The organism is Planococcus notacanthi (assembly GCF_030407825.1).
Lineage (GTDB): Bacteria > Bacillota > Bacilli > Bacillales_A > Planococcaceae > Planococcus > Planococcus notacanthi.
In genome coordinates, this window is the sequence record NZ_JASDCQ010000002.1 from 687,223 (window position 1) to 705,259 (window position 18,037).

An 18,037-nucleotide genomic window follows, 5' to 3' on the forward strand; every position below is an offset into this window, starting at 1 on the left:
TTCGTTTTTTTATTTGATTAGAATAGCAGATGTGCGACGCCCACAACGATCGGCAATGCAATGATTGTGCGAAGCAGGAAGATGATGATCAGGTCCAGGATATTTACAGGAATCTTGGAACCTAACAGCAAGCCGCCAACTTCAGACATGTAGATCAATTGTGTAACGGACATGGTGGCGACAACAAAGCGCGTCATTTCAGATTCGATGCCTGCACCTAAAATAGCCGGCAGGAACATATCGGCAAAACCGACGACCATCAATTGCGCAGCTTCAGCCGCTTCTGGCACGCCCAGCAAACGCAAATACGGTTCGAACGGTGTACCCAGAATCGTGAACACCGAAGTGTATTCAGCCAAGATCAATGCGACAGTACCGAATGCCATAACAACCGGTGCAACACCAATCCACATATCCAATACGTTTTTAAAGCCGTCTTTGAAGAATTTGCTGACTGAGCGGTTATCTTCCGCCTTCGTCAAAGCACTTTCGATGCCGTGCGAAGTGACACTATAACCAGCCGGCACGTCTTCTGACTGGGATTCCTGTGGTGAACCGTCCATGAAAGTGGTCGGCTTGTTCGTTAATGGGTAAATCCGCGGCATAATAAGTGCAAGAATGACGCCTGCTAAAATGACCGTTGCGTAATAAGGGAGGAAGTAGCTGCCGAGACCAATTTCCTGAATGACGACAATCGCAAACGTGATGGAAACGACGGAGAATGTTGTTCCGATAATCGCGGCTTCACGCTGCGTGTATTTATTCGCTTCGTATTGCTTGCTTGTCAGTAGGACCCCAATGGTGCCATCTCCAACCCACGATGCCAAAGCATCAATGGATGAACGGCCAGGCAGGCGGAACAGCGGGCGCATGATTTTCACCATCATCGTGCCGAAAAATTCCAATAAGCCAAAGTTCATCAATAGAGGGAGAAGCAGGCCAGCAAAAAGGAAAATGGTGAAAAGGAAAGACAGTAAACCGTCGCCGGCAAGAAGGAGCCCTCCTGTATTTTCATTCCAAATAGGTTCTGGCCCAACTTGGAACAACACCATGACTGCAAATACTGCTCCAAGAATCCGGACAATGGTCCAAAAAAGATTGACGTTAAAAAGCTTGTCCATAAACGGAACATAATCTGTTTCGTTGACTTTTTTGGTGATGAAAACCAATGAACCTAAGGCCGCTACAATTAAAATGCCCATCATGATCCACGGTACGATGGATTCGATGGATCCCGCCATAAGGTTGGCGAGGACTGCTATGGTCACCATCCAGCCTTCGTCTGTTGGAATTGGTACCAAAAACAGTATGATTCCGAGTAGAGAAGGAATCAAAAACAGCAGCCAGGTTGAGATAGAAAACTTTTTCACAAATAAATCCCCTTTTCTGAGTGTATGAATACACATAATTATAACTGATTATACAACGCTTTTCCCCTATGAAAGCGCTCCACAACCAATGTTTATATTATCTGAAAACATCCATAAAAAATACCCCCTCAATAAAGAAAATATTGAGGGGGTAATATTTAGAAGGATTCTTCAAAATCCTCATGCCAGCGATAATTATAAAAGCGTTCTTTCGTCAACCAGTTTTCGGTCTCTGTATCGCCTTGCTGCAGCTTGTGCTCCATCTCGGCAAGCATCCAAGCAGTTTGCGAGATGTGCGCTTTCATGGAATTCATTTTCTGCTCACGAACATCCTGAATATCGTAAACGACATCCGGTTGGCCAAGCACCTCCAGTGTATTGTTCGCAAAAGCGACACAATGCAAGGTCGGGCGGTCCTTCATTCGGCGGACTGCACGGACAACCGCGCGGGCAGTTGCTTCATGATCTGGGTGGACAGCATAGTCCGGATAGAAGGTGATGATCTTCGACGGGTTCAATTCTTCGATCAGCTCTGCCATTAGGCCAACCATCTTCTCGTCGTCTTCAAATTCGATGGTTTTGTCGCGCAATCCCATCATCCGAAGGTCAGTCAATCCCATCGCCTCTGCAGAAGCCAGAAGTTCCTGCTTGCGGATGACCGGCAATGATTCTCTTGTAGCGAATGGCGGGTTGCCGAGGTTGCGGCCCATTTCGCCGAGTGTCAGACACGCGTATGTAACGGGTGTGCCCTGGTTGATATGTGTGGTGATCGTTCCGGAAACACCGAACGCTTCATCGTCCGGGTGAGGGAAGACGACCAGCACATGGCGTTCTTGTGGAATTGTCATCGTAAGTTCCTCCCTTAATAACTGAACGGTGTTTCGCTGATCTCCAGCGCCACCGCCAATTTCCCAGTGCCGTCATGCCCTGCTAGCAAAAGGCGGCCCTGTTCATCCAATTCGTAATGTGTGATGCCCTGCGCATAGACCCAGCCATGCGGCAGCTTCAGTCCCACGCGGTGCGGGCTGTCGCCGACCACTTTTCCAAGTTCGTAATTGATGACGACGTTGCGGATGAACGCGCCGGCATTGAAAAAGCCTTCGTTAAAGTGTGTCGCATATGAGCCGTTTGTCGTTTCCAAATGAAGGTAGACATCTTTGCCTGCAAATGCGTCCAATTGTACTTGTAATTTTTTTACTTCGACTAGTTCCATGATGTTCCTCCTAAAGAATCGGTATTCTTTCAGTATAGGGAAATATGCGGGATATTGCGATTAGGATGCTTTGGCAGATGAAACTCTATTGCCCCGTTTGCTTTCTGTTTTTGAGAAAGATGAACAACATGACAAGAGCCAAACCGATATAGAGAGTGGAAGAACTGATGATCAGTTGCTGTGTAACGGTTACATCAACAAAATGCATGGCGAAATCGGGACCAACTAAAAGAATGGGGATGATGATAGTGAACCAGGATTTACTCCATAAAGCGCCTGCAATAAAAGTAGCGATTCCTGCAGCTGCGATGACCCACATGATTTCGCGCGAAGGAATATAAATATACAGCGGATCTAAAATGAAAGTATCTAAAAACAACACGGCTAAAAAAGAAATGCTTATGACAAATTGAACCGTCATAAGAATCACCATTGTTTTTTTAGTAGACCATGTGCTGATGCTCATTTTTCGCATGAAGTAAATATAAGAAACGACGCCGAACAGAGTGATTACTGGATAAGCGATGATCGACAATAAAGAAAAACTCAAATCTCCGCGTATAGCTGAACCGGTGATGAAATAAGCTGCCAGTAAGAGAATCAGCATCGGCAATACTTTTAAGATGCCAAAAACATCAAACTTCATTTCGCTGCTGAGGTTTTTCAAATATGTTTCAGGAGAACCGCCGGTGACACTATCCACCGTTTTCCCGCGGCTTTCTGCATCTTCCAGGTGATCTCTTAATTCTTGCGAGATTTCATGGATCTCTTTTTCATTTTTCCCGGAAGTCATCAAGTACATTTTTAAGTTTGCGATGAACTCTTCGCTTTCTTTTGACAGCATCATTCTATTTCCTCCTCTACGAGTCGATTGACTGAATGGGACAATTCATTCCAGCGCAGCTTAAACTCTTCGTATTCTTTTTGCCCCAAGTCGGTGAGTGTATAATATTTTCGCTTTGGCCCGCTTGGAGACGCTTTCAGGACGGATTGCACAAATCCTTCTTTTTGCATGCGCATCAGTACAGGGTAGATGCTGCCTTCGCTAATCATCTGGAATCCGTACGCTTCCAGTTTCTCAATCATTTCATAACCATACGTTTCGCCTTTTTCAATGATGCCGAGAAGGCAACCTTCGAGTATACCTTTAAGCATCTGGCTTGAAGACATTGTGTCATCTCCTTTGATCAATATTTTGCTGGGGTAAATACATCAGCTATGTTGCAATACAATATAGCATTTGGTTGTGCGGGGTGTCAACTAGGTTGTTTAACAAGTTAGCTGTGGTGAAAATGTACAGTATGAATGCTGAACGTGAAGAAGCGAGGAGGCCATTGGCAAAATCAATAAAAAAAAGGCTGTCCACAGAAAGTCATTTTCATGACTTTTCGGGACAGCTGAAGGGGGTGTATTTTACAATTCAGTTACTTCAACTTCAGGTTTTGTGAATTTCGATGCGGCGCCGTGCATAACCGGTCCGACGTATTCGTTCAGCTTCCAGCCGTGTTGGATGGCTGTAGCAACAAAGATTTTAGCATTCAAGACCGCATCTTTAACCGATTGGCCGTTAGCTAAGTTAGCTGTGATTGCTGCTGCGAATGTGCAGCCGGCGCCGTGGTTATAAGATGTATCCGTTTTTTCAGAAGTCAGCAAATAATGTTTTTTGCCATCGAACAGCAAATCTGCTGCTTTGTCGTGCTTGAGTTGTTTGCCGCCTTTGATGACAACAAATTCAGCGCCGTGGGCATGGATTTTTTCTGCTGCCGCTTGCATGTCTTCTACTGTCTGCAGCGTTCCTTCGCCTGATAATTGCCCTGCTTCCACCAAGTTTGGTGTAACGACTTTCGCGTTTGGCAATAAATACTTGATCATGGCATCTACATTTTCAGGGAACAAAACTTCGTCTTCCCCTTTGCATGCCATAACTGGATCGATGACGACATCTCTGATGCCGGAATCAGCAATTGCCTTGCCCGCCATTTCGATGATATCAACAGTCGGCAACATGCCGGTTTTTAATGCGTCAACGCCTGTAGAAAAGGCGGTTTTCAACTGGGCGTCCACAGTATCTAATGCAATAGGGTGAATGCCGTGGCTCCAGCCATTTTCAGGATCCATGGTTACGATGACAGTCAATGCATTCATGCCGTACGTTCCATGTTCCTGGAATGTTTTAAGGTCTGCTTGTATGCCTGCTCCGCCGGAAGTATCTGATCCGGCGATAGTTAGTGTTTTTTTGAGTGTCATGCGTAAATCTCCTTTAAGTGGATTATGTCTTTGTTCTCATTTTAACAAAAATTCATACATTTACAACGGATTGCGCTTATTCGGCACGAGCAGGAGAACTGCCGTAGCAACACAGATAAGCAGGAATACAGTAGTGAAAATTCCCATTAAGACAAAGCCGCTTTTGAAAAGACCAATGGTAATGAGTAATGTTAGAATGGAAACAGCTACGATAATAAGTCCAAGGCAGCCTAATCCGGCGCGTTTCGCGCCTTCTGGAGCAGTTGTTCCCTTGGTTTTTGAAACACTGGTGATTTTTTCGCGCCAATCGGCCATGCTGATCGCTCCTTTAGATAATCGTAACATGAAGATAGAGTGAATAGAATACAAGAAAGTAGGGGTTATGTTGGCGAAAGATCCAAAATTGACGGAAATCGAACGTTTATTGGAAGAAGTGAAAGGGCAAGGAGAAACAAAAGAGTCCGGCTTCTGGAAAACAACCAAATTGATGATGAGTGTCTGGCGGAACTCTTTTCTTGTATTGATTGCCATTTTATTGCTGTTGTTGGTGGCTTTGCCGCTGGGTACGTTTTGGATGATCAAAGGCAGTACTGCAACTGAGAGCAAAGGTGCGTTTTTGGAACAGATCCAGGAATTGAATGAACTCTCGACTGCCGAAGCTTTTTCGAAAGTCATTATTGAGCGCCAGGACAATGCGGTATTCGGCCAGGAAATCGGTCTGGACCTGCCCGGTACGAAACGCCAATTGCTGGTGGTCATTCCGGGATCGGTTCGTGCCGGCATTGATTTTTCAAAAGTATCAGAGGGCGATATTGTACTTGACGAAGAAGCGAAAACAGCGACATTGACGTTGCCGCCGGCCGAATTTTTAGGAGGACCGGAATTGTTCATGGATCAGGTGGAGGTTTATTCATATGAAGGGCTATTCCGCAGCGGTGCTGATATTTCCGAGGCCTATGAGCTGGCCGAAGAAGCTAAAAAGCTGATGTTGGCAGAAACGGAAGGGCAGGGTGTGCTGCAGACGGCAGAAGACAATGCAGCGCGCTCGGTCCAGGAAATGTTCGGTCTGGTTGACTATGACGTTACAGTAGAATTTGAGGAGTGATGAATATGGGAAAACAGATTTTTCAAAACGACTGGCAAGAGGTCGTGGGTCAGGAATTCGACAAACCGTATTATTTGGAGCTGCGCGAGTTTTTAAAAGAAGAATACGCCAATCAAACCGTCTACCCGGCCAAGGAAAACATTTGGTCGGCTTTTAAACATACAGCGTATGGAGATGTCAAAGTCGTCATCTTGGGACAGGATCCCTATCATGGACCCAACCAGGCGCATGGGTTGAGTTTCTCGGTCCAGCCGGGAGTGCCTCATCCGCCAAGTCTGCGCAATATGCTGAAAGAGCTGAAGGAAGACATCGGCTGCGACAAACCGAAAGACGGCACTTTGACGAAATGGGCCGACCAAGGCGTGCTGATGATGAACACGGTGTTGACAGTGAGGGGCGGAGAAGCGAATTCCCATCGCAATAAAGGATGGGAAACATTTACGGACGAAGTAATCCGCAAATTATCTGAACGTGAAGAACCGGTCATTTTCGTCTTATGGGGCAAGCCTGCCCAAACGAAGAAACGGCTCATCGACCTGGACAAGCATGATGTACTCGAAGCGCCGCATCCGAGTCCGCTCAGTGCCAGCCGCGGATTTTTCGGCAGCCGTCCTTATTCAAAAGTGAACAGTCTGTTACAAAGCCGCGGGCAGGCGCCCATCGATTTCTGTTTGGACTGACCTGCGGCAGAATTGCATGGTAAACTGGAATTAATCTAAATCGGAGAGGGGGCTGGAACATGGCCATCGACAACATGCGTATTTTAAATGAAATCGACAGGCACACGACGCGAGCGCGAAACGGCGATCCGGCGAAGGTGCGTGACTCAGTTGCAGCAATCCGGGCTTTATGCGATTTGCTGCTGGAGGACGATCAACCGATGATCAATCATCAAACACCGCGTGCCGTGCCGCTCGATTCCCCTCAGCCGCAGACGGTATCTGCCGTCAACAAGCTGAAAGAAGAAGACGCGAACGGCGATTCGCTGTTTGAATTTTAAATGGAAAGAGGAAGTTACTTATGAAGTTTTTCTTGATTGCCGGAGCGGTTAACGCTCTTCTGTCTGTAGCATTTGGTGCGTTCGGTGCACATTTGCTGGAAGGGCGCGTTGCGGACAAGTATTTGGATACATGGCAAACGGCCGTGCAGTATCAGATGTTCCATGCAGTCGGGTTGATGGTCATCGCCATCTTGATGAGCTCATCTCTGCTTGGGCCGCTTAGTTCATTGAACTGGGCAGGTTATTTGATGCTTGCTGGAATCGTCATTTTTTCAGGGAGCTTATATGTCCTGAGTTTAACAGGCATCAGCATTCTCGGTGCCATCACGCCAATCGGCGGCGTTGCATTTATCGCCGCTTGGGTGATGATCATCGTTGCCGCAGTGAAAGCATTGTAATGATAGAAGGAGGGCCATCCGTTTTACGAGGATGGCCCTCTTTTTGTTATAGAAAGTAAAAACGGTTTAATGGAAAGTAATTCATTCACTTTGGAAAGTATTTGTGCCAATATGGAAAGTATTTTGCGTAGAACAGAAAGTATATCCAACTAACTGGGAAATATCCCTTAAGAAATCCACTTTCCATACAAATCAAACAAAAAAAGCCGCCCAAAGAGGCGGCTTTCAGCATATTTTGATTAAACTTCCAAGAACTTAACGGTTCTTTCGGCATCCAGGCGTGTGCCTACATAGAATGAACCGAATTCTGCGTAACGCGCGCTGACTTCGTCAAAACGCATTTCGTAGATCAATTTCTTGAATTGAAGAACGTCGTCTGCGAACAAAGTAACGCCCCATTCGTAGTCGTCAAAACCGACAGATCCAGAAATGATCTGTTTTACTTTGCCGGCATAGCTGCGGCCGATTTTGCCGTGTGACAGCATCAATTCTTTGCGGGTATCCATCGGAAGCATGTACCAGTTATCGTCGCCGTCGCGGCGTTTGTCCATCGGGTAAAAGCAGATGTACTGTGAACGCTGAAGTTCAGGGTACAAACGCGCGCGGACATGCGGGTTCTGGTATGGATCTTCGTCTGATTTGCCAGCCAGATAGTTGGAAAGCTCAACGACAGAAACGTAAGAGTACGTAGGAACCGTGTAGGCAATCAACGTCAGCTTGTTGTATTCTGTTTCAAGTTCATTCAATTCGTCCATTGTTTCACGCAGCATCATCAGCATCAAGTCAGCTTTTTGGCCAACAATTGAATACAATGCGTGTGCGCCGGTTTTATTTTCATCGGCTTGGTTGATCTTGTCCATAAATGCCTGGAATTCATCGATCGCGAATTGGCGTTCTTCTTCCGTCAGCATTTTCCACGTTACCCAGTCCATCGAACGGAAATCGTGCAGGACGTACCAGCCGTCTAATGTAATCGCTGCTTCATTCATTAATCAAACACTCCTTTAATGTAAATCTCTCACCATTCAGTTTATCACAACGCCTCACCAACTTCCTGCAAAACTACCGGCTGTCACCAATTTGACATGACGCGCACGGGTTTTCAGCGGGTCTGTAAAAGGGTAAACTGAAGTCAAGGAATTGCAGAAAGAGGAGAAGCAGCATGCCGTTATTTTTTGAAGAAACATCCTGGCGTTTTTGGGACCAGTCCTTGAGCGCCAAAAACCGCTCAGCACTGGAATCATTTGCAGCAGACGACACACTTTGTGAATTGGTGGGGAGCGGAAAAAGTGAACCGGCCGTCCGCACATGGGTGCATGATGACACAGTGGTGTTGGGCATCCAGGACCACCGCCTGCCCCATATCGAGGAAGGCATGGAGGTCTTGAAAGCGCACGGTTTTACGCCGATTGTACGCAACTCGGGTGGACTGGCGGTGGTATTGGACGCCGGTGTCCTGAACATTTCGCTGGTGCTGTCGGAAAAGGACAACGCCATCGACATTCCAGCCGGGTATGAACTGATGCTTGAACTGGTGAAGGAATTATTTCCGGAAGCTGACATCGAAGCCTATGAAATCGTCGGCTCGTATTGCCCGGGATCTTATGACCTCAGCATTGGCGGCCGGAAATTCGCGGGCATCTCTCAACGCCGGATCCGCCGCGGTATCGCAGTGCAGGTTTATCTATGCGTTGAAGGCAGCGGTTCGGAACGTGCAGAAATTATCCGTGAATTTTACGAAGCGGGACTGCAAGGCGAAGAGACAAAATTCACCTACCCGGAAATAAAACCTGAAACGATGGCGTCGCTCAGCGAGCTGCTTGGCAGACCCATCACTGTCCAGGAAGTGGTGCTCGACCTTCACGCTTTGATGGGCGCACCGGCACCTATGCCGCTGCAGCCGGATGAGACGGAATTGTACGGATTTTATTTGGAACGGGTGGTTGAACGCAACCGCAAAATGCTGGAACGTCCTCTTGAATAGAGAAGAGGCGCTGGTGTAGAATAGCTGTTACATGAAAAAAACGGAGGTGCGCAAGTGAGCTACGCAACGCAAAAATTAGCTGAAGAAAAAGTCTTTAAAGATCCGGTCCACCGATATGTCCACGTGCGCGACCAAGTGATTTGGGATCTGATCAATTCGCGTGAAGTTCAGCGTTTGCGCAGAATCAAGCAATTGGGCACCTCGTACTTAGTATTCCACGGCGCAGAACACAGCCGTTTCAACCACTCACTGGGCGTATACGAAATCGTCCGGCGGATTTCGGATGATATTTTTCATGGCCGTCCGGAATGGGACGAAAGTGAACGCTTGGTGGTTTTGTGCGCGGCACTTCTTCATGATCTGGGCCACGGGCCGTTCTCTCACTCATTCGAAAAGGTTTTTGCGCTTGACCATGAAGCCTTTACACGAAAAATTCTGCTTGGAGACACGGAAGTCAATGGAATCCTGTCCAAGGTATCCACCGGTTTTCCGGAAAAAGTGGCTGAAGTGATTGCCAAAACCTATTCGAATAAACAAGTGGTGTCGTTGATTTCCAGCCAAATTGACGCGGACCGCATGGATTACCTTCAGCGCGATGCGTATTATACAGGGGTTTCCTATGGCCATTTCGATATGGAGCGGATTCTTCGTGTCATGCGCCCGCTCGATGACCAGGTTGTCATCAAGTCGAGCGGCATGCATGCGGTTGAGGATTACATCATGAGCCGCTACCAGATGTATTGGCAAGTGTATTTCCATCCAGTTGCCCGCAGTGCAGAAGTGATTTTGCGGAAGATACTTCAGCGGGCCAAGGAATTGCATGGTCTCGGCTATAAATTCGCACAGCCGCCGACCCATTTCCTGTCGTTTTTCGACCGCAGCTTTACGCTGAAAGAGTATTTGGCTTTGGACGAAGGCGTCTTGATGACTTATTTCCAATTGTGGATGACGGAGCGCGACCCGATCTTAGCGGATCTGTGCGACCGTTTCGTCAACCGACGCCTGTTCCAGTACGTGGATTTTGATCCGGGCAAAGATTACAAAAAGCTTGGCGAACTTGCTCAGCTGTTTCATTCTGCAGGCATCGACCCGGAATATTATTTGATCGACGATTCGACATCCGATTTGCCTTACGATTTTTATCGTCCGGGAGAGGAAGAAGAGCGCCTGCCGATCCATTTGCTGATGCCGAACGGCGACATCAAGGAATTATCGCGTTTGTCCCAAATTGTAGACGCCATTTCCGGCAAACGCAGAACCGATTATAAATTGTATTTTCCAGCTGAGCTATTGATCGATGGCAAGAAAAAAGCCATCAAGCAGCAGATTTTGGAGATGCTTCGAGAAGGAGGGGTATAGTTGCTCCAGGAACACGCAAAAATCGTGGACTTTATTGCCACCGCGGAAGGTGTAACCGGCCGCAAGAAATTGCAGAAAATGATTTACATAATGAAAAAGATGGACATTCCGTTCCAGGAAAAATACGAGTTCCATATTTATGGGCCGTATTCTGAAGAATTGACTGCCCGTGTACATGAATTATGCGACATGGGTTTCTTGTCCGAGGCCTTGGAGGACAAAGGCTCTTACGTTCAATATAAATATAGCGTCACAGAAGAAGGCCAGGAGTTCCGCAAAGTATTGGGGAAATCCGTTTTGGATAACCCGTTGACGGCAGAGAAGCTGAATGCCAAAAGCGGCCGCTTCCTGGAATTGACCGCGACGCTCCTGTATTTTGATAATTTAAACCGCGGGGAACAAATCGATAAATTGCATGTCGTCAAAGGAAAGCTGAACTTTACGGCTGAGGAGATCGATGAGGCATTTGCATTTATAGAGGAACTGCGTTCGTAAGCGGTGGGAATGAAAAAAACTCCCATTACGGGAGTTTTGAACGGCCATTTTCACTTTTCATGGGATCCAGTTGCAGTGCCTAGCTCTTCAGGTCATAAGTCAACCCGGTGTCCAGTTACAGTGCCTAGCTCTTCGGGTCATAAGTCAACCTGGCTGCGTGGCAAAAAGCGCCACTTCGCCGGTCTGCCTTATGCCTGTCAGAGCTGAACAGGCACTTCCACTTTTCATGGGATCCAGTGGCAATGGCCAACTCCTCGAGTCATAAGACACTCTGGCTGTGTGGCTGAAAACACGCCACTTCGCCAGCACGCCTTATGCTTGTCGGAGCTGAACGGCCATTTTCACTTTTCTCATTGATCTGAAAAAAGTTTGCCTTTTGTGCCGTAATCGGTTTTTTTCATGTCTTCGATAAAAACGGTGACGTTTTCAATCGGTGCCCCTGTTGTTTCAGAAACGGCTTCAGATACCTTTTCGACAAGTGCGCGTTTTTGATCTTCTGTGCGCCCTTCGAGCATTTTGACAGTTACGTATGGCATAATGGATACAGCTCCTTTTCTTGAGAATACTATCATCATAGCAGAACGGAGGATTCAGACAATGGCGAACGAAGAAAAACCAAAACAAAAAGTAGGCTTTACCATCATAAAAAACGATCCGACAGACGGCCATAAAGGCTACGGCATCGGTTCCTTGTCTCTGGAGAACGTTTCTCCGCTGTTCATCGACGTGGAAGAGCAGGAAGCTTTCATCGATATCGGCGCCATGCATGCCCGCAGTGAAGTGGAGCGCGGCATCAAATTCACCACTAACCCGGAAGACTCTGCCGGAGGCAAAGATTATTGGCTGGTATGGATCACCATCGACTTCAATCCGGAAGGTCCCTATTACGCAGGAGTCGCAGCATGTGAAATGGTGGTTAACCGTGAGAAACGCAGAGGCTATAAAATTTTGGCCGACCACGTCAACCGGATGGATAAATCGATGAAACGCAAAATTCTCGTCGATCAAATGGATGAACCATCGAAAAAAGTGCTGGCCAACTACCTGGAAACCCATAACCCGGAAATGTGGCAGCGCAGCTCGGAACAGCTTCATCATGATCTTGGCCGGAAGTAAGGAAATCCGCTTGGCCAATAAATAAAGGTTTTGTCAAAGTGAGATTTACAGAGAACAACCAGCTTTTTGAACAGAATGTGACATTTCAATTTGCTTCCAACGGATGGTTGAAGTTGTCTATAAAAGGCAGTACACTAGAACTACAGCTTTTCAATAGAAAGCTAGGACACCTGATAGCGAGCAAGTGCCGTGAGCCATTGCGAACAAACCCAAGCCAATGCCTCATGTCTCTTTCTCCGCACCATCAGGCTTTTAAAAAGGTTTTCTGTGAAGGGAAAAATTCCCTGTGCAGAAAACCTTTTTATTTTATGTGTAACGAAGTTTAGCCCGGGTAAAGAGGAATAGGAAAAAAATATTGCACTTTTACCGAAAACACTTATACTTTTTTAGGTGGATTTTATTTAGATTGAAAAGGAGTTTGATTATAGATGGCAGGATTTTGGTATACAGAAAAACAGACAGAGAATTTCGGAATCACAATGAAAATCAACAAGACGCTTCACACGGAGCAAACGGAATTCCAATACCTTGAAATGGCGGAAACCGCGGAATGGGGCAATATGCTGTTTTTGGACGGCATGGTCATGACTTCTGAAAAAGACGAATTCGTCTATCACGAAATGGTTGCACATGTTCCATTGTTCACGCATCCGAATCCGGAAAACGTGCTGGTTGTCGGTGGCGGCGATGGCGGCGTCATCCGTGAAATCCTGAAACACCCGTCTGTCAAAAAAGCGACGCTTGTCGACATTGACGGCAAAGTGATCGAGTACTCGAAAAAATTCCTGCCAAGCATTGCTTCTGGCCTGGAAGATTCACGCGTGGAAGTGATCGTCGGCGACGGCTTCATGCACATCGCAGAATCGGAAAACGAATTTGATGTCATCATGGTGGATTCAACTGAACCGGTCGGACCGGCAGTCAACTTGTTCTCAAAAGGCTTCTACGCAGGTATTTCAAAAGCGTTGAAAGAAGACGGTATTTTTGTGGCTCAATCTGATAACCCATGGTTCAAAGCAGATTTGATCAAGCAGGTACAGAGCGATGTTAAAGAAATCTTCCCAATCACCAACTTGTACTTGGCGAATATCCCGACTTACCCAAGCGGTCTGTGGGCATTCACCATCGGTTCGAAGAAATACAACCCATTGGAAGTTCCGGCTGAACGTTTCCATGAAATCGACACGAAATACTATACGCCTGAGCTGCACAACGCCGCTTTCGTGTTGCCGAAATTCGTGAAAGATTTGACAGGAGAGTAAATGATGAGATTTGACGAGACTTATTCAGGAAAAGTATTCATCAAAAGCCATCCGAATTACGAAGAATCAAAAGCCGTACTCTACGGCATGCCGATGGACTGGACAGTCAGCTACCGTCCGGGATCCCGTTTTGGCCCGAATAAAATCCGTGAAGTGTCCATTGGTTTGGAAGAATACAGCCCATACCTTGACCGCGAGCTCGGGGACGTGAAATTTTTTGATGCAGGTGACATTCCTTTGCCGTTCGGCAATCCGGAAAAAAGCCTGATCGAAATCGAGACTTACGTCCACACCCTGTTGGCTGATCATAAAATCCCAATGGGCATGGGTGGCGAGCATTTGGTGTCATTGCCGGTTATGAAAGCAGTCGCCAGTAAATATGACGACTTGGCGATCATCCATTTTGATGCGCACACCGATCTTCGAGAAAACTACGAAGGCGAAGAATATTCCCATTCAACGCCGATCCGTAAAATTGCGGACCATATCGGACCGAAGAATGTCTATTCATTCGGCATCCGTTCCGGCATGAAAGAAGAATTCGAGTGGGCCAAAGAACAAGGCATGCACATCTCGAAATTTGAAGTGCTGGAGCCGCTAAAAGAAGTATTGCCGACTCTTGAAGGACGCAATGTCTACGTGACGATCGATATGGACGTCTTGGATCCTGCACATGCACCGGGTACCGGTACAGTTGACGCAGGCGGGATCACATCACGTGAACTGCTGGCTTCAATCCATGCAATCGCAGCATCAGGCGTCAACGTCGTTGGTTTTGATCTTGTGGAGCTTGCTCCTGTCTACGACCATTCCGACCAAACCGCAAACACAGCCAGCAAGCTGATGCGTGAAATGATTTTGGGTTGGGTTAAGTAGAGAAAAGCGGAGGCAGCCGTCTAGCCGCGACAAGCGCTGGAAGCCTTACCGGTAATGGCGTTCTGTGCCGTTACTGGAAAGGCCGAAGCGACTCGAGGGGCTGGCTGTTGGAGCTAAACAATAAGAAAAGCAAAGGCACAAATTTATATCAATCAATATAATTGCAGCAAGAGCCAGCTTGGAATTTTCCAAGTCGGCTTTTTCTATTGTATTTTACGTATCGATTCACAAACCATTTGGGATCTTCAAAGCTACCTGACTCTCCAAAATAGAATCTTTAATTTAAAACCGGTAAGATAGATGGAGACTACTTATCTGGAAGAGGTGCTGACAATGGAATTGTATAAATGGACAGGCCATCGCGATCAGGCGGTGATGCTGATGGCGAACCTGGCAAATGCACGGCTGATTTATCTGGTCAATGATGACGAAGCCGTGTTGCTCTATGAATCAGAAGGCGGTCCTGGTTTGCAGGGCGCAGAAGCATACCAGGTGTTGAATGCTGTGGGAGATATCAATGATGGCTATTACGCCGTATTCAATAACATTCCGGTGTCGGAGGAAGGCCGTGAGCTGTTCGAGTCGCGCTTCCAGAATCGAGCTGGGATGGTGGAGAAAGAACCAGGATTCGCGGCAATTCGCGTATTGCGGCCGGTGAATTCGGATACGTACGCCATTCTGACCTTATGGAAAGACGAACAATCGTTTAAAGACTGGCAGGAATCGCAAGCGTATGGCCATGCTCATGCTAAGCGCGGCACAGCGGAAGGCATCGATAAACGCCCGAATATTTTCCCGCGCCCTTCTTTTGTCACAACCTATACAAGATGAGCAACGACACATTAAAATGAACAATTGATGAAAGACCACGTGCATTCAGCTCAGGCTGAAACATGTGGTCTTTTGCTTAATCTGCCGTTACCGCCAATCCTTCATTGAAAAACACAGTCGAGTCAAGCTATAATATAAAGGTTATCAAAGGACGGGGAGGCGGAGAGCCATGCAAAAGACAGTGACGATCAAACTGACGACGACGATCCGTCAGCCGGATATGGAAGAGCAAGTGATGGTATTGGAATCTCATGGAACCTTGACGGAGAAAAACGAGCTGCGTTACCTGCAATATGCCGAACAGCAGGACGAACTCGAAATCCGGACAACGGTCAAACTTCAAAAAGACGAAGCGGTGATTATGAGAAGCGGCGGCCTGCAGATGCGGCTCCCGTTTTTATTACATAAAGAACAGACGGGAAATCTGACGAATGAACAGGGGTCATTTATGCTGACGACAAAGGCGCATGAATTGTCGGTCAGCGATACGCGGTTTAAAGTCCGATACGACCTTGCACTGGGCTCGGATCCTGTCGGTGAATACGAAATGGAAATACAGTTTATGGAGGCTAAATGATGAACGCAGTAGAAAAAGTCCAACAGGCAATTAAAACGGCATTTACGGAAGCAATTGAAAAAGCGGAATTGACAGCCGAACCGGTTGAAGTTCGTTTAGAATCACCAAAAGACAAAGCGAACGGCGATTACGCCACAAATATTGCGATGCAATTGACGCGTTTGGCGAAAAAGCCGCCCCGCGCGATTGCAGAAGCGATTGTAGCAAACCTCGATAAAGACACAGCGAACATCCAGACAGTGGAAATCGCCGGTCCCGGATTTATCAACATCACCATCAAAAAGGATTACTTACAGGACGTCGTCAAAACCGTGCTCGACCAGAAAGCGGATTACGGCCGTTCAACTGCAGGTGCAGGCGAACGCATCCAAGTGGAATTTGTATCAGCCAACCCGACAGGCGACCTGCATTTGGGCCATGCCCGCGGATCTTCAGTCGGCGACTCGCTGTGCAATGTATTGGACCTTGCAGGATATGACGTATCACGCGAATACTACATCAACGATGCCGGCAATCAAATCAATAATTTGGCATTGTCGATAGAAGCCCGTTATTTTGAAGCACTTGGCCAAGGCGACAGCATGCCGGAAGATGGCTACCGCGGACAGGATATTAAAGATATTGCGGACGCGTTGGTACAGGAACATGGCGACAAATTTGTCAGCATGACTCATGAAGAGCGTTTTGAAGAATTCCGCCAGCACGGATTGAAAGTGGAATTGGCGAAATTGCAGCAGGATCTGGCGGATTTCCGTGTGAAATTCGATGTATGGTATTCTGAATCGTCTCTTTACAAAAACGGCAAGATTGATGAAGCTTTAGCTAAATTGCGTGCCAATGGCCATGTTTTTGAAGAAGACGGAGCAACGTGGTTCCGTTCGACAACGTTCGGTGACGACAAGGACCGTGTTTTGATTAAAAATGACGGTACATATACGTATTTGATGCCCGATATCGCTTACCATGAAGATAAATTGCAGCGTGGCTTCGAAAAGCTCATCAATGTTTGGGGAGCTGATCACCACGGCTATATCCCGCGCATGAAAGCGGCGATTGAAGCACTTGGCTATGACCGCGACACGCTTGAAGTCAGCATCATCCAAATGGTGCAATTGTACAAAGACGGCGAAAAAATGAAGATGAGCAAACGTACGGGTAAAGCAGTAACAATGCGCGAGCTTGTCGAATTGGTCGGCTTGGATGCTGTGCGTTATTTCTTCGCCATGCGTTCCGGCGATACGCATATGGATTTCGATCTGGATTTGGCTGTGTCACAATCCAATGAAAACCCGGTCTTTTATTCGCAATATGCGCATGCCCGCATCTCTTCGATTTTGCGTCAGGCAGAAGAACAGGGATTGACGGTTTCAGAAGACCAGTTGAACTTATTGACTTCTGAAAAAGAAATCGATGTTCTGAAGAAAATCGGTGATTTCCCGCAAGTCATTGCGGATGCAGCCAAGCAGCGTGCACCTCACCGAATCACGACATACATTCATGAATTGGCATCTAATTTCCACAGTTTCTACAATGCCAACAAAGTCTTGGATGCCTCTAACCCGGAATTGACCGGTGCCCGTCTGGCATTGATCATGGCTGTGAAAACAACCTTGGCCAACGCGTTGAAGACAGTCGGCGTCGCAGCTCCGGAAAAAATGTAAGAGACAGACAAACGTTTACGTGTATAATAAAGAGAAACTTCAATCAATGAATCTATCGCTTTTAGAAGCGGGATGAAATGAAGAAACAGAATATGAGAACCATTCATAAAGGTGCTTATGTCTAAGAACATGAGTTAAAAGGGAAGCCGGTTTAATTCCGGCGCGGTCCCGCCACTGTATGTGAGAGGAATCTGCAAAATGCCACTGAAGCAATGCTTTGGGAAGGTGCAGAAACCGAAGACCACAAGCCAGGAGACCTGCCTTTATGACGACACACCCAAACGCCTGCGAGGAAAGGCTGGATGCGCATGCTTTTTTATGGCGTCCTTTCCATCCCTCGCAGTTTGCTGCGGGGGATTTTGTGTTCTCAAGGAGATTTCTTCAAACTTTCTGCATCTGAATCATTTGAGAAATTATTTATATCGTATATAAAAATTGCTAGATAAGTTGAACTAAAGAAACTGGCTTTTACCCAATGCTTCGGACGCTCTGGGTAGAGCGAAGACGATTGCTCCTGCGTAAGCTCGTCGCAGATGAGGTCCC

At 47.0% G+C, this 18,037-nt stretch carries 22 protein-coding genes and 1 riboswitch; of the genes, 13 read left to right on the plus strand and 9 right to left on the minus strand.

Annotation, left to right across the window (positions count from 1 at the left end):
- Positions 1-17: 17 nt before the first annotated feature.
- From QMA01_RS10925 to QMA01_RS10955, 7 genes are all read right to left on the minus strand, one after another.
- Positions 18-1,370, minus strand: a complete 1,353-nt coding sequence (locus QMA01_RS10925) for a YjiH family protein (protein ID WP_290183981.1) — start codon at positions 1,368-1,370, stop codon at positions 18-20.
- A gap of 158 nt (positions 1,371-1,528) precedes the next feature.
- Positions 1,529-2,218, minus strand: a complete 690-nt coding sequence (gene bshB2, locus QMA01_RS10930; protein ID WP_290214969.1) for a bacillithiol biosynthesis deacetylase BshB2 — start codon at positions 2,216-2,218, stop codon at positions 1,529-1,531.
- A 14-nt stretch (positions 2,219-2,232) separates the two neighbouring features.
- Positions 2,233-2,583, minus strand: a complete 351-nt coding sequence (locus QMA01_RS10935) for a YojF family protein (protein ID WP_191713501.1) — start codon at positions 2,581-2,583, stop codon at positions 2,233-2,235.
- A gap of 85 nt (positions 2,584-2,668) precedes the next feature.
- Positions 2,669-3,430, minus strand: coding sequence for an HAAS domain-containing protein (locus tag QMA01_RS10940; protein ID WP_290183982.1), 762 nt, complete (start codon positions 3,428-3,430; stop codon positions 2,669-2,671).
- Entirely contained in the window at positions 3,427-3,753 is a 327-nt protein-coding gene (locus QMA01_RS10945) for a PadR family transcriptional regulator (RefSeq protein ID WP_290183983.1), read from the minus strand. Before QMA01_RS10945 ends, QMA01_RS10940 begins: the two co-directional genes overlap by 4 nt.
- A 243-nt stretch (positions 3,754-3,996) precedes the next feature.
- Positions 3,997-4,830, minus strand: a complete 834-nt coding sequence (gene thiD / locus QMA01_RS10950; RefSeq protein ID WP_290183984.1) for a bifunctional hydroxymethylpyrimidine kinase/phosphomethylpyrimidine kinase — start codon at positions 4,828-4,830, stop codon at positions 3,997-3,999.
- A gap of 60 nt (positions 4,831-4,890) precedes the next feature.
- Positions 4,891-5,145, minus strand: coding sequence for a hypothetical protein (locus QMA01_RS10955; RefSeq protein WP_290183985.1), 255 nt, complete (start codon positions 5,143-5,145; stop codon positions 4,891-4,893).
- A 70-nt stretch (positions 5,146-5,215) separates the two neighbouring features.
- Between QMA01_RS10955 and QMA01_RS10960 the strand changes: the two genes are divergently transcribed.
- Genes QMA01_RS10960 through QMA01_RS10975 form a run of 4 tightly spaced genes read left to right on the plus strand, consistent with a single transcriptional unit; the run spans position 5,216 to position 7,333 of the window.
- Positions 5,216-5,935 carry a DUF4230 domain-containing protein gene (locus QMA01_RS10960; protein ID WP_191714459.1) on the plus strand — a complete coding sequence of 240 codons (720 nt, stop codon included), beginning with the start codon at positions 5,216-5,218 and terminating at the stop codon, positions 5,933-5,935.
- A gap of 5 nt (positions 5,936-5,940) precedes the next feature.
- Positions 5,941-6,615 carry a uracil-DNA glycosylase gene (locus QMA01_RS10965; protein ID WP_191713506.1) on the plus strand — a complete coding sequence of 225 codons (675 nt, stop codon included), beginning with the start codon at positions 5,941-5,943 and terminating at the stop codon, positions 6,613-6,615.
- 59 nt (positions 6,616-6,674) lie between these two features.
- Positions 6,675-6,935, plus strand: coding sequence for a YwdI family protein (locus tag QMA01_RS10970; RefSeq protein ID WP_191713507.1), 261 nt, complete (start codon positions 6,675-6,677; stop codon positions 6,933-6,935).
- 20 nt (positions 6,936-6,955) lie between these two features.
- Positions 6,956-7,333, plus strand: coding sequence for a DUF423 domain-containing protein (locus QMA01_RS10975; protein WP_191713508.1), 378 nt, complete (start codon positions 6,956-6,958; stop codon positions 7,331-7,333).
- A gap of 239 nt (positions 7,334-7,572) precedes the next feature.
- Here the strand turns inward: QMA01_RS10975 and hemQ are convergent, their stop codons facing one another.
- Positions 7,573-8,322, minus strand: coding sequence for a hydrogen peroxide-dependent heme synthase (gene hemQ, locus QMA01_RS10980; RefSeq protein ID WP_191713509.1), 750 nt, complete (start codon positions 8,320-8,322; stop codon positions 7,573-7,575).
- Positions 8,323-8,495: 173 nt separating this feature from the next.
- On the opposite strand from hemQ, the gene lipL reads away from it, so the two are divergent.
- The 3 genes from lipL to QMA01_RS10995 are packed head-to-tail and all read left to right on the plus strand — an operon-like array spanning position 8,496 to position 11,171.
- Positions 8,496-9,317 carry an octanoyl-[GcvH]:protein N-octanoyltransferase gene (gene lipL, locus QMA01_RS10985; protein ID WP_290214970.1) on the plus strand — a complete coding sequence of 274 codons (822 nt, stop codon included), beginning with the start codon at positions 8,496-8,498 and terminating at the stop codon, positions 9,315-9,317.
- A 54-nt stretch (positions 9,318-9,371) separates the two neighbouring features.
- Positions 9,372-10,676, plus strand: coding sequence for an HD domain-containing protein (locus tag QMA01_RS10990; protein ID WP_290214971.1), 1,305 nt, complete (start codon positions 9,372-9,374; stop codon positions 10,674-10,676).
- Complete coding sequence (locus QMA01_RS10995) at positions 10,677-11,171, plus strand: YwgA family protein (RefSeq protein ID WP_191713512.1); 495 nt, start codon at positions 10,677-10,679, stop codon at positions 11,169-11,171.
- A 350-nt stretch (positions 11,172-11,521) separates the two neighbouring features.
- Here QMA01_RS10995 and QMA01_RS11000 read toward each other — a convergent pair whose 3' ends face one another.
- Positions 11,522-11,707: a 2-hydroxymuconate tautomerase gene (locus tag QMA01_RS11000; RefSeq protein WP_038704761.1), complete on the minus strand. Its 186-nt coding sequence runs from the start codon at positions 11,705-11,707 to the stop codon at positions 11,522-11,524.
- A gap of 61 nt (positions 11,708-11,768) precedes the next feature.
- On the opposite strand from QMA01_RS11000, the gene QMA01_RS11005 reads away from it, so the two are divergent.
- The 6 genes from QMA01_RS11005 (at position 11,769) to argS (ending at position 17,494) form a co-directional block, all read left to right on the plus strand.
- Complete coding sequence (locus tag QMA01_RS11005; RefSeq protein WP_191713513.1) at positions 11,769-12,287, plus strand: YwhD family protein; 519 nt, start codon at positions 11,769-11,771, stop codon at positions 12,285-12,287.
- A gap of 428 nt (positions 12,288-12,715) precedes the next feature.
- Positions 12,716-13,549, plus strand: coding sequence for a spermidine synthase (gene speE / locus QMA01_RS11010; protein ID WP_191713514.1), 834 nt, complete (start codon positions 12,716-12,718; stop codon positions 13,547-13,549).
- A 3-nt stretch (positions 13,550-13,552) separates the two neighbouring features.
- Positions 13,553-14,425, plus strand: coding sequence for an agmatinase (gene speB, locus QMA01_RS11015; protein ID WP_191713515.1), 873 nt, complete (start codon positions 13,553-13,555; stop codon positions 14,423-14,425).
- A gap of 333 nt (positions 14,426-14,758) precedes the next feature.
- Positions 14,759-15,256 (plus strand): antibiotic biosynthesis monooxygenase family protein, encoded by a 498-nt coding sequence (locus tag QMA01_RS11020; protein ID WP_203339038.1) that lies wholly within the window; start codon positions 14,759-14,761, stop codon positions 15,254-15,256.
- A gap of 169 nt (positions 15,257-15,425) precedes the next feature.
- Positions 15,426-15,833, plus strand: coding sequence for a YwiB family protein (locus tag QMA01_RS11025; RefSeq protein WP_191713517.1), 408 nt, complete (start codon positions 15,426-15,428; stop codon positions 15,831-15,833).
- Complete coding sequence (argS, locus tag QMA01_RS11030) at positions 15,833-17,494, plus strand: arginine--tRNA ligase (RefSeq protein ID WP_191714460.1); 1,662 nt, start codon at positions 15,833-15,835, stop codon at positions 17,492-17,494. Before QMA01_RS11025 ends, argS begins: the two co-directional genes overlap by 1 nt.
- 92 nt (positions 17,495-17,586) lie before the next feature.
- Positions 17,587-17,773: riboswitch (cobalamin riboswitch) on the plus strand.
- The last annotated feature ends 264 nt before the right edge of the window (positions 17,774-18,037 follow it).

What these genes read in the sequence shown, in the direction of transcription:
- bshB2 (WP_290214969.1), bottom strand. Translation starts at nt 2,218, where the DNA reads ATGACAATTCCACAAGAACGCCATGTGCTGGTCGTCTTCCCTCACCCG.
- QMA01_RS10935 (WP_191713501.1), bottom strand. Translation starts at nt 2,583, where the DNA reads ATGGAACTAGTCGAAGTAAAAAAATTACAAGTACAATTGGACGCATTT.
- QMA01_RS10940 (WP_290183982.1), bottom strand. Translation starts at nt 3,430, where the DNA reads ATGATGCTGTCAAAAGAAAGCGAAGAGTTCATCGCAAACTTAAAAATG.
- QMA01_RS10945 (WP_290183983.1), bottom strand. Translation starts at nt 3,753, where the DNA reads ATGTCTTCAAGCCAGATGCTTAAAGGTATACTCGAAGGTTGCCTTCTC.
- thiD (WP_290183984.1), bottom strand. Translation starts at nt 4,830, where the DNA reads ATGACACTCAAAAAAACACTAACTATCGCCGGATCAGATACTTCCGGC.
- QMA01_RS10955 (WP_290183985.1), bottom strand. Translation starts at nt 5,145, where the DNA reads ATGGCCGATTGGCGCGAAAAAATCACCAGTGTTTCAAAAACCAAGGGA.
- QMA01_RS10965 (WP_191713506.1), top strand. Translation starts at nt 5,941, where the DNA reads ATGGGAAAACAGATTTTTCAAAACGACTGGCAAGAGGTCGTGGGTCAG.
- QMA01_RS10970 (WP_191713507.1), top strand. Translation starts at nt 6,675, where the DNA reads ATGGCCATCGACAACATGCGTATTTTAAATGAAATCGACAGGCACACG.
- QMA01_RS10975 (WP_191713508.1), top strand. Translation starts at nt 6,956, where the DNA reads ATGAAGTTTTTCTTGATTGCCGGAGCGGTTAACGCTCTTCTGTCTGTA.
- hemQ (WP_191713509.1), bottom strand. Translation starts at nt 8,322, where the DNA reads ATGAATGAAGCAGCGATTACATTAGACGGCTGGTACGTCCTGCACGAT.
- lipL (WP_290214970.1), top strand. Translation starts at nt 8,496, where the DNA reads ATGCCGTTATTTTTTGAAGAAACATCCTGGCGTTTTTGGGACCAGTCC.
- QMA01_RS11000 (WP_038704761.1), bottom strand. Translation starts at nt 11,707, where the DNA reads ATGCCATACGTAACTGTCAAAATGCTCGAAGGGCGCACAGAAGATCAA.
- QMA01_RS11005 (WP_191713513.1), top strand. Translation starts at nt 11,769, where the DNA reads ATGGCGAACGAAGAAAAACCAAAACAAAAAGTAGGCTTTACCATCATA.
- speE (WP_191713514.1), top strand. Translation starts at nt 12,716, where the DNA reads ATGGCAGGATTTTGGTATACAGAAAAACAGACAGAGAATTTCGGAATC.
- speB (WP_191713515.1), top strand. Translation starts at nt 13,553, where the DNA reads ATGAGATTTGACGAGACTTATTCAGGAAAAGTATTCATCAAAAGCCAT.
- QMA01_RS11020 (WP_203339038.1), top strand. Translation starts at nt 14,759, where the DNA reads ATGGAATTGTATAAATGGACAGGCCATCGCGATCAGGCGGTGATGCTG.
- QMA01_RS11025 (WP_191713517.1), top strand. Translation starts at nt 15,426, where the DNA reads ATGCAAAAGACAGTGACGATCAAACTGACGACGACGATCCGTCAGCCG.
- argS (WP_191714460.1), top strand. Translation starts at nt 15,833, where the DNA reads ATGAACGCAGTAGAAAAAGTCCAACAGGCAATTAAAACGGCATTTACG.